Here is a 9,585-nt window from a genome sequence, read left to right as displayed (position 1 = left end):
GCACTGACCAGGCGACTGACGACCTCGCGCAGCTGGGCGGCGGTCACGAGCGTGGCGTCGTCCGCGGGCCCCAGGCGCAGGGCGTCCAGTAGCCGGCACCAGGAGGTGCGGCCTGTTTCCAGGGCGGCGACGAAGGAGTACGGCCAGCCGGGGATGAGCTGGTCCGTCTTGCGGTCGCCACGCCCGTAGACGTGGCAAAACAGCCGGTCGTCGCTGGTGGGAGCGTCGGGGCGGAGCCAGTTACTGACGTCCACGGCCAGTACGATCCGCCCGTCGGCCGTCTTGGGCAGCGGCAACCCGGCCAGCGCGCGCCGCAACCGTGCCGGCTCCAGCCAGCCCCGGTCCAGGCCCGAGTAGGGGTCTGAGGAACATCGGTGTCAGATCGTGCGCTAAGCCTCCGTCGGCCCTGGTGGGCGGCTGGCGAGTCGGCGGAGGCGGGACCGGTCTGAAGTTGTCCCACAGATAACACCCCAATATCTGCGGTAGCTTGATCCGTCACCTGCGGTGACCTTCTTGGGCTGTTGCATGAAGCGGCCCTGTTATCTGCGGCAAGGGGAAATAGTGCCCACGCTCGTCCAACTGCCGACCGGGAAGGCGTTGACTGTCCGGGTGGCGGCCGATGTGTTTCTCGACTCGCTCGGGAATCCGAACACGGTCCGGAACTACGCGATCGGGGTGGGCAAGACCGCCGAGCGGATCGGGGAAGGCCGGCCCCTGGCCTCGGTCACGGATGATGAGATCGGGGAGGCCCTCGAACTGCTCTGGGGCACTTCAGCGGTCAACACCTGGAACTCCCGCAGGGCGGGTGTGCTGTCCTGGCTCGGCTGGTGCCGCGAGCGCGGCTACGAGGGGCCGGCTGTTCCGGCCTGGGCGAAACGGCTCGCGGTGCCGGACTCCCAGACCCCGGCCCGCTCGAAGATGGCGGTCGACCGGCTCATCGCACGGCGCGAGGTCCACCTGCGCGAGAAGACCCTGTGGCGGATGCTGTACGAGACCGCGGGGCGGGCGGAAGAAATCCTCACGGTGAACATCGAGGACTTGGACTTCGCCGGGCGCCGCTGCCCCGTCAAGGCCAAGGGCGCGAAGTCGAAGTACCGCCGCCGGGGCCAGGCCCGCACGGACTACGTGTTGGAGACCGTCTACTGGGATGCGGGCACCGCCCGGCTGCTGCCCCGACTGCTCAAAGGCCGAACCCGCGGGCCGGTGTTCGTCACCCACCGCCGCCCGGGGCCGGGCAAGGTCGTCAGCCCTCGCGACGTCTGCCCGGACACCGGGCTGGCCCGTCTGTCATACGGGCAGGCCCGCGCACTGCTCGACGAACACACAGCTGTACGCGGGACCGGGACGGGCTGGGACCTGCACGAATACCGCCACTCCTCCCTGACTCACCTGGGTGAACAAGGCGCATCCCTGCTGATGCTGATGGCCAAGTCACGGCACAAGAAGCCGGAGAACGTCAGGCGCTACTTCAAACCGTCTCCTGAGGCCATCGCCGAACTCACCAGTCTCCTGGCACCAGGCGACACCCGGCGCTGAGGACGGTGACGGGCCGTGCTGTTGCTGGTCGAGGCCCAGACGGTTTGTCATGACGCGAGCCGGGAGATCGTCTGATGGACGGTCGCGACGCGTCGGTCCACACGGTCGGCAGGGATGTCAATGAACTCGAAGCCGAACTCACGGTAGCTGTGCTCGTGGACCCTCTCGAACTCCAGCGCGTCCTGGAAGCTGATCCGGCGGACCGCGGTGGGCTCGCAAAAGCCGAGGTTCCGGATGAAGAAGACCTGCCGCTCGTACAAGCCCTCAGTCGTGATCCGTTCCAGCTCCGCCGACAGGACTGGAGGGACGGGCAGACCCAGGTAGCTGGCCAGGGCGTGGGTGCATACCGGCGACCGGTCGAAGACCTGGATACGAACGCCCGGCATGACGGCCGCGGTCTGCCGCTGGATCTGCTCGGCGACGATGTCGTCGATGAACGATGGCCGCGTCCAGGGCTCATCCTCTCCGCATGCCTGCCGCCGGGCCACGACATCGGTCGCCGCCTCGCTGACAACCTGATGTCCCAGCCGTTCAAGGCCCGCGAGGATCGATGTCTTTCCCGCTCCCGGTGTACCGGTGAGAATGAATCTCCGCATGATCAGGTTCCTTTCAAGGCCATGAGCCGACCGCTGCGGGGCTGCTCAGATACCCAGCAGGTCGGCCAAGACCCGTGCCTCGCGCATGACGTCGAGTCCGCCGGGGATGTCGCCGTCGTTCGCCACGTACAGAGCGGTTCCACCCGCCGGGCGATGCCCCAGGCCTGAAGCCTGCCGACGTCCTCACCAAGGGCATCAGCCATTAGTGCGAACCGTCCGGCCAGCACACGGTGGGATTCGGTGTAGGCGAACGGGTCGTCGATCTCCTCCAGGAGCGGCCACGGGTCGTATCCGGGGTCGCCGATCATCGGCTTGGCGTCGATGGCCAGCCACGGACGGCGGGCAGCGGCGACCACGTTGCCCGCGTTGAAGTCGCCATGCACCACAACCTCACGCGACGCCGTGGCCGGTAGCTCGCGCAGCAGACGGATCCCGTGCGCCACGAGGCCGGCATCAAAGCCGGGCCGGAGCCGCTCCATACGATCCTCGGCGAGGCCCGCCCACTCGGAGGTGACGTCCGCCAGCTGCTCCAGCCCCGTCGGATGAGGCACCGGTACCCGCCACAGCGCGCGGAGGATGTCCGCGCCCGCCAGCAGTCGCTCTTCGGCGCTGAGGTGGTCGGCAGACCGGAGGGGGTGGCCTGGGTCGCAACGCTCCAGCAGCAGTGCGTGGTGCTCGGAGTCCTCCCGCAGGAGGCGCACAGCTCGGTGTCCGTCCCACAGACGCAGTGCCTCGACCTCACCGGCTGCTTCCCGGTGGGGCCAGCTGATCTTCAGTACTACGGGGAGCCCGTCCGGCAAGGTGGCGGGCGCCACCCACGAGCAGCTGCCACCGTGGAACGGGGCCTGAAGGTCCAGGGACCATCTGGCGCGCATCCGGGCCACGGTCTGGGGCAGTGCGTCCAGCCATGCGCGTCCGGGACCGCTTCCGCCGAGGGTGTCCATGATCGGGAGGGTCGAGGGGAACAGTTCCGCCGTCACCGGGTCTTCTGGTGTTGCGAACGACCCCGGCCCTGGGACGGATACTGCGGGGCAAGCAGCTGGCTGGTGCACGGGGCTGGTGCTCCGTTCGTCGTTGCAGTCGGGAGAGTCTCTGGCGGGCGAATGCCGGCCGCTGTCAGAAGCCGATGGCGTTGTGGGGTGCCTGTGGCTGGGTGAGCATGGCCGTGGCCCGCTCCAGCGTGCCGCTGGTGTGCTCGTCGATGAGCCCAGCGGCGGCGAGTGGCCCGACGGGCGTGCCGCCGAGGTAGATCGACCCGAGGGTCGTGGAGCTCAGGGACAGGTCCGCCGACGTGCCTCGGGGCGCGCGTTGGCAGTGGGCCCCCTCCGGTCCGCCCTCCAGGTGCCAAAGGCCCTGGTTCCACGGGCAGAACGCGTCGGTGACCTCGACGACGAGCGAGCCCTGCACTTGGTAGGTGCGGTTGGCCAGTGCGGCGGGGACGTCGATGAGCCGGACCCACAGGTCGTCGCTCTGGCGGGTGATGCGCAGGGCGCGGGGGTCGGTGAGCTGCCAGCGCAGTACTTCGTCGACGGGCCGTTTGCCTGCGACGACGCGTCGGGTCAGGTCGAGGCTGGTCAGGAAGGCCCATAGGTCGGTGTAGGCGGCGGTAGTGGCGGCTTCCAGCCAGTCGACCTCCACCGTGCCGGCCGTCGCGGGGTCGGGAGACCAGGGGATGCGGTACACGGCTGCGCCGTCCACCGTGCCGGTGTCGTCGTACCACAGGAGGTATTGCCAGGCGCCCGTGCGGGCGGCCCTCTCGTCCCACAGACCGTGGTACGCGCTGACCTCGCCCACCCGGCTCTGCCGGACCTGCTCGTGGAGGCGCGGGCACACCGCGTTCGCCGTCCGGGCGTCAACCAGCTCGAGCCGCCCCTGCTGCTCATGGCGGTACGGTCGCCGGGCCTGGGCGATGTCGAGTTCCCAGCGGGCCTGGTAGGTCGCGGGGCCAAAGCCGTACCGGCCGTAAATGCCGCCTTCCGCGGCGCTCAACGTGGCCAGCGCCTCACCCCGCTCATGGCAGTCGTCGACCAAGGCTCGCATCATGTCCCGGAGCAGGCCTCGTCGCCGGTGGGTCGGCAGGACGCCGACCGCGGTCAGCCCGCCCATCGGTACCGGACCGGCGCCGGGGACCGTGACCTCCAGCGACAGCATCTGCGAGGTGCCCACCAGCCGGCCGTCCACGAACGCGGCCCGCGTACGGTCCACATCACGCAGCCCGGCCGCGGCCTTGGCCAGGTCCTCGCCGCTCGCGGGCTCGTCGAACCGGGGAGCAACGCCCAGGCCCGAGTGCCAGGCGGGCGGTTCCGGCTCCCAGCTCGGTGTTCCCGCGAAGCCGGGCACGATCCGCAGGAAGTCAGCTGCTTCGTCCAACGCGATGGGACGGATCTCAACGGTCACCGTGTCCGCCTTCCCGACCCGCTGCCATGTCACCGGCGAGGAGGTCGAGCAGGAGTCCGTCGCGCCACTGCCCGGCATCGTCCTTCCAGTACTGGCGCAGCACTCCCACGCGGCGAAAGCCCACCCTCTCGTAGCAGCGGATCGCGGCGATGTTGTCGGCTGCCGGGTCGATCGTGACCCTGTGCTGTCCGCCGGAGCCCAGCAGCCATCCGACCAGGGTGCGCAGCGCATCGGCGCCGTACCCGCGGCGGTGATAGTCGGGGTGCAGGAACATGTCGACGGTGGCGTAGGGGCTGACCGGCGATTCCTCCGCCCACCACTGGATCATTCCCACCACCGCGCCCTCGACTGTGATCGCGAGGCGCCGGTGACCGGGCCGGGCCAGATCGCCCTCGACGTCCAGCCACCCGTTCCTCGTCCACCAACGGGCCACCTCCTCGCAGGCCAGGGCGGCGCGGAAGGCGGGTGCGTCATCCGGCGTCGCGCGGCGCAGAACCACTGAGCGGCCGTTGAGAGTGTTCATGTCGGTCACGCTCTCATCAAAGCGACAAAACCCGCACATAAATAAGCCCTGATTACCGGCCAATCCGATACATCTGCCCCTTCGGACACGCCTCCTGCGGCGGCGGCTCTCCACACTGAGGTAATGGATCAACTTGAGCAGACCGTCGGACTCATCCGCGGCGTCCTGGCGCCGGAGCTCCTCGGCACGTATCTCCACGGCTCCGCCGTGCTCGGGGGCCTGGGCCCGTCCAGCGATCTCGATGTCCTGGCCGTCACGCGGCAGAGCCTGGACCAGCGCAAGCGGCAGGCGCTTACCGAGGGCTTGCTGGAGATCTCCGGCCTCACACCCACCGTCCGGCCGGTCGAAGTCACCGTTGTCGTGCAAGCCGAGGTCCGCCCCTGGCGGTACCCGCCGACCGGAGACTTCCTGTTCGGTGAGTGGCTCCGCGAAGACCTACAAGAAGGAGGGCAGCCCCCGCAGCCCTACCTCATGCCGGATCTGGCTATCACGCTCACCACAGTGCTGGCAGGCGACCACCCCCTCACCGGCCCGCCGCCCGCCCAGCTCCTCGACCCTGTGCCTCATGCCGACCTCGTCCGGGCGAGCGTCGCGGGCATCCCCGAACTCCTCGACAACCTCGCCGACGACACCCGCAACGTCCTGCTCACCCTCGCCCGCATCTGGACCACCCTTGCCACCGGCAAGATCGAGCCCAAAGACATCGCCGCGGACTGGGTCCTCACCCGCCTCCCCCCGGAGCACCGCCCCGCCCTGGAGCACGCCAGGGACCTGTACCGCACCTGCCACTACCAGGACGAGACCTGGAGCCACGAACTCAAGGCCCAGGTACGCCCGCACGTCGACGAAGTACTCACCCGCATCCACAACCTGCGCCAACATGGATGAACCGCCAACTCATCCACCCGGACCAGGGCCAGCTATTCCTCGTCGGTGGCCTGCTCGTCGCGCAGGGGCCGCATTCCGCCGGGCAGATCAGGGAGCTGGAAGGAGTACCGGCCGAGCATGTTCACGTGGTGGCGGACGAACGGGGAGAGCCGGGCGACGTCCTCGTCACGGACATCGAATCCGTCCGCACGGAGCTGGGTGACGGCGGCGTCCATGTACCGGGTGTTGAACAGCACGAGCGCGTTCAGCACCAGGCCGAGCGCGCCGATCTGGTCCTCCATTCCGTCTTGGTAGCGCTGGTAGAGCTGCCCGGCCTTGCCGTGGAAGATTTTCCGGGCGAGCGCGTGACGGCCTTCCTGGAGGTTGGCCTGCACCTTGATCTTGCGGCGGTAGGCGGGTTCGTCGGCCAGGCGCAGGATGTGCAGCGTCTTGGCGATCCGCCCGTAGTGCGCGATCGCGTCCCCCAGCGGGGTGGGGCGCCCGTCGCGGGACAGCATCCGGATCACGTCGTAGGCGCGGACGGCTCCGGTGTGGATGGAGCCGATGATCCGCAGGATGTCCTCCCAGTGCCGCTCGATGCGGTCCAGGTGGACCCGGCCGCGGGCGGCGTCCTGGAAGGCGCCGTAGTCGGCGGTACGGTTGATGCGCCACATCTTCTGGTCCGGCAGGTCGGCCAGCTGTGGCGCGTACGCGAACCCTGCGAGTGTGAGCAGGCCGAACACGATGTCGCTGTAACTGGCAGTGTCGGTGACGATCATCTCGGGGCGTTTACCGCCGTCGCGGTCGTAGAGGACGTCCAGCACGTACAGCGAGTCGCGCGGGGTGCCGGCCACGACCTTCCCGCCGAGCCCGGCAGCCTGGTCGTTGATCATGTTCAGCCAGGTCGCGCCGCCCCGGCGACCGAAGTACTTCGGGTTCGGCCGCGCGTACACGCTCGGCACGGGGACGACGAACCGCATCCCGTCGACCGAGGCCACCAGCCCGCCGCCCCACGCCTGGGCAAGCGGGATCGACGCCTGGGCCTGGATCAAGGTGGCGTTCGCGGCCCGGTAGGTCGACAGGCGCAGATACGTCTGGTCAACATGGGACAGCCGTCCGTACTTCAGCGCGTCGACGCCGCCGATGACCGGGGTGTATCCCACGTTGCAGCCGTGGGCCACCAGCAGCGCCGCGATCGTGACGTGCAAGCCCTTGAGGCGGGCCTCGCCTCCGGTGACCGAGGTGAACGCCTGGTCGGCGCCGGTCCAGGAGAACACCTCCAGCAGCACCTCCGGCAGGTCCACACGCGGCAGCATCGCGTTCACCGCCGCCCGCAGATCCAGCAGGGAAGCAGGTTCCGGCTCCGGCTCCAGCGCGGCGAAGTGCAGCCGTCCGTCCTCGTCGAACACGATCTGGGAGTTCTCCGGCAGCCGTCCGGCCACCTCACGGTAGGTGCCGTCCAGCAGCGCGGACCGTGCTGCCAGATGCTCTCCCGCCACCGCCGGCAGTCCGAGGGAGGCCAGCACGGTGGGCTTGGCCTGCTCCCACGCCTCCCCGGCCAGGAGCTTCGCGCGTGGGTCGCCCCACTTGGAGGAGTTCTTCGCGAACACCTCCTTCCGGCGCAGCATCCGGTGGAACTGCTCCAGCACGCAGAACACGTACGCCTTCCAGTCCACCGTGCCCGGCTCCAGGTGCGGGGCCGCGAGTACCAGGCGCCGCCACGACCCCACCAGCAGGCCCGTGTCGATCTCGGAGGGGCCGACCTTCTTGCGGCCCATCAGCTCCGGCAACGACTGCAGCGCCTGCAAGACCGGCAGCCCCTCCGGGGTCGCACCGAAGTCCACGACCTTGACCAGCAGCTTCAGGAACGGCCGCACCGTGCCGAACCGGGTGACCAGCATCGCCCTCCACGCCTCGTCCGCGTCCGAGTCCAGCGGCGGCGTCAGCTCGAACAGCGCGGCGATCGCCGCCGCCAGCTCCCGACGCGGCACCACCGCCTCGATCTGCTCCCACATCGCCTCGAACGAAGCCACCTTCGGCCCGCTGACCTCGCCGGTGTCGGTGTCGACCTGCTCGGAGGTCGTATCGAAAACGACCTGGAACGCGGTCGCCAGCTTCGCCGACGCACGCTCCACCCTCGGCAGCGTCCTGATCTTCTCCTTGACGGTCTCCCGCTCGGCCTTGGCCAGCAGCTTCGTGGCGACCAGAACCTCCAGCAGGTCCAGAGCGTCATCCACCGCCCTGGTCGTCAGGTGCACCGCGGTGGCCAGCAGCGTCGCCAGACGGCGCGAGTCCCCGTGTCGCCGCAGCAGCGTCGCCTTGCCGTCCACCCCGTACCGCGACAGCTCCGCAAGGCGCCGCGGCGGTATCCCTGTGACGTCCAGCTCCCCCATCCCCAGGTCAGCGATCTCCCCCGCCCGCTCCAGGGACCACTTCATCTGCGGGCCCGACACCCGCACCGGACCGCGCCGCAGCCGGTCCAGCTCCGAGACCCGCGCGCCGGACGGCACGGTCAACAACGAGTCCAGCACCGCCCGCTGCCCGGTATTCAGCAGCCCGTAGAGGGTGTCCCACAGCCGCTGGTTCGCCGCCTCGCGCACACTGCCCACCAGCCGGGCCAGACGGCTCGCACCGGGCAGAAGCACCCGCCGCTCGTGCAGCCACCCCGCAGCCGCGTCGAACAGCGCCTTCGGCCCGTCACCAGTCGTCCAGGCCCGCGCATCCAGCCACTGGCTCAACTCCTCCGAAACCTCGGAGAAGTCCTTCCACCCGCCGTCCTCCTGAATCTCCCCGGCATGCGTACGGGCCGTCCCGTCCCGCTCGCCGTACTGCTGCAGGCACGACGGGTCCGCGATCTCCAACTGCTCGGCCAGGTACTCGACAACCGCCGCCGGCACCTGCCGCGGGTCCGGCATGAACCGACCCAGGTACCGCACGCTCGTGAGCTGGACCGCGAAACCCAGCCGATTGTGCGCACGCCGCTTGGCCTGCACCGCCTCCCGGTCCGCGTCGTCCAGAAAGAAATATCGCTCCAACTCCGCACGAGACGGAACTCCATCAAACGCCCCATATCGGGCCGCCTGCTCATCCGACAAGAACTCCACGACCACAACAGCTCTCCGAAGATCGACAACAACGACCCACGAAGGCTCCGCCGCACAATCACCCCAGGTCAAAGCCTCAAGCAGCTCAGAGAAGGCTTAGCGCACGATCTGACACGGATGTTCCTCGGCCCCCGAGTACAAGGCGCCGTGCCCGCGCCGGTGCTCGGCCGTCAGCGACAGCTCGACCAGGGTGTTCACCGGCCCGTCCGCACACAGCACCGCGTCGGTCAGCTCGAAAAGCGCGTCAGCCCGGGCATACAGGCAGTCGTAGAACTCGACACGAAAGCGGGACAACACATCCAACGCCTCGCGTCCGGACACGTCGGCAGACAGACTCATACACAGCGGCCGTTCTCTGGTGCTTCCTGACTCGACACCTCGAAGCGTGGAGAACGGCCGCCTCCGCTGTCCCGGGAAACACCGCAGATCAGCAGGTCGGGTGACGAGCGAGGTTAAACGTCAAGCTAAGGGCTCGCGCGAAAACTACTTCCTTCAGCTCGGGCGTGTCGCGTCGGCCCGTGGGGTCGCGAGCACCGTGTAGTTCCAGTCGGGATGGAAGATG

Annotated in this window: 7 protein-coding genes and 2 pseudogenes; 2 read left to right on the top strand and 7 right to left on the bottom strand. The window is 69.0% G+C overall.

The window, feature by feature from the left end:
• Positions 1 to 356: pseudogene (locus tag AC07DW_RS32180) on the bottom strand (transposase); the annotation flags it as partial.
• Between the two features lie 205 nt (positions 357 to 561).
• On the opposite strand from AC07DW_RS32180, the gene AC07DW_RS32175 reads away from it, so the two are divergent.
• Positions 562 to 1,536, top strand: a complete 975-nt coding sequence (locus AC07DW_RS32175) for a tyrosine-type recombinase/integrase (RefSeq protein ID WP_478861188.1) — start codon at positions 562 to 564, stop codon at positions 1,534 to 1,536.
• A 47-nt stretch (positions 1,537 to 1,583) separates the two neighbouring features.
• Here the strand turns inward: AC07DW_RS32175 and AC07DW_RS32170 are convergent, their stop codons facing one another.
• From AC07DW_RS32170 to AC07DW_RS32155, 4 genes are all read right to left on the bottom strand, one after another.
• Positions 1,584 to 2,132 carry an ATP/GTP-binding protein gene (locus AC07DW_RS32170; RefSeq protein ID WP_478861187.1) on the bottom strand — a complete coding sequence of 183 codons (549 nt, stop codon included), beginning with the start codon at positions 2,130 to 2,132 and terminating at the stop codon, positions 1,584 to 1,586.
• 2 nt (positions 2,133 to 2,134) lie between these two features.
• Positions 2,135 to 3,076 carry an aminoglycoside phosphotransferase family protein gene (locus AC07DW_RS32165; protein ID WP_478861186.1) on the bottom strand — a complete coding sequence of 314 codons (942 nt, stop codon included), beginning with the start codon at positions 3,074 to 3,076 and terminating at the stop codon, positions 2,135 to 2,137.
• A gap of 172 nt (positions 3,077 to 3,248) precedes the next feature.
• On the bottom strand, positions 3,249 to 4,529 hold the full coding sequence (locus tag AC07DW_RS32160; RefSeq protein WP_478861185.1) for a GNAT family N-acetyltransferase: 1,281 nt from the start codon (positions 4,527 to 4,529) through the stop codon (positions 3,249 to 3,251).
• Complete coding sequence (locus AC07DW_RS32155; protein WP_478861189.1) at positions 4,519 to 5,052, bottom strand: GNAT family N-acetyltransferase; 534 nt, start codon at positions 5,050 to 5,052, stop codon at positions 4,519 to 4,521. Before AC07DW_RS32155 ends, AC07DW_RS32160 begins: the two co-directional genes overlap by 11 nt.
• A gap of 123 nt (positions 5,053 to 5,175) precedes the next feature.
• On the opposite strand from AC07DW_RS32155, the gene AC07DW_RS32150 reads away from it, so the two are divergent.
• Positions 5,176 to 5,940: an aminoglycoside adenylyltransferase family protein gene (locus AC07DW_RS32150; protein WP_478861184.1), complete on the top strand. Its 765-nt coding sequence runs from the start codon at positions 5,176 to 5,178 to the stop codon at positions 5,938 to 5,940.
• A 32-nt stretch (positions 5,941 to 5,972) separates the two neighbouring features.
• Here AC07DW_RS32150 and AC07DW_RS32145 read toward each other — a convergent pair whose 3' ends face one another.
• Complete coding sequence (locus tag AC07DW_RS32145) at positions 5,973 to 9,029, bottom strand: Tn3 family transposase (RefSeq protein WP_478861183.1); 3,057 nt, start codon at positions 9,027 to 9,029, stop codon at positions 5,973 to 5,975.
• 126 nt (positions 9,030 to 9,155) lie between these two features.
• A pseudogene (locus AC07DW_RS32140) lies at positions 9,156 to 9,362 on the bottom strand (transposase); the annotation flags it as partial.
• Positions 9,363 to 9,585 lie beyond the last annotated feature (223 nt).

It is taken from the genome of Streptomyces sp. NPDC045701 (genome assembly GCF_056432045.1).
The sequence above is the reverse complement of the archived record's forward strand: the minus strand, read 5'-3'. Positions and strand labels throughout refer to the sequence as shown.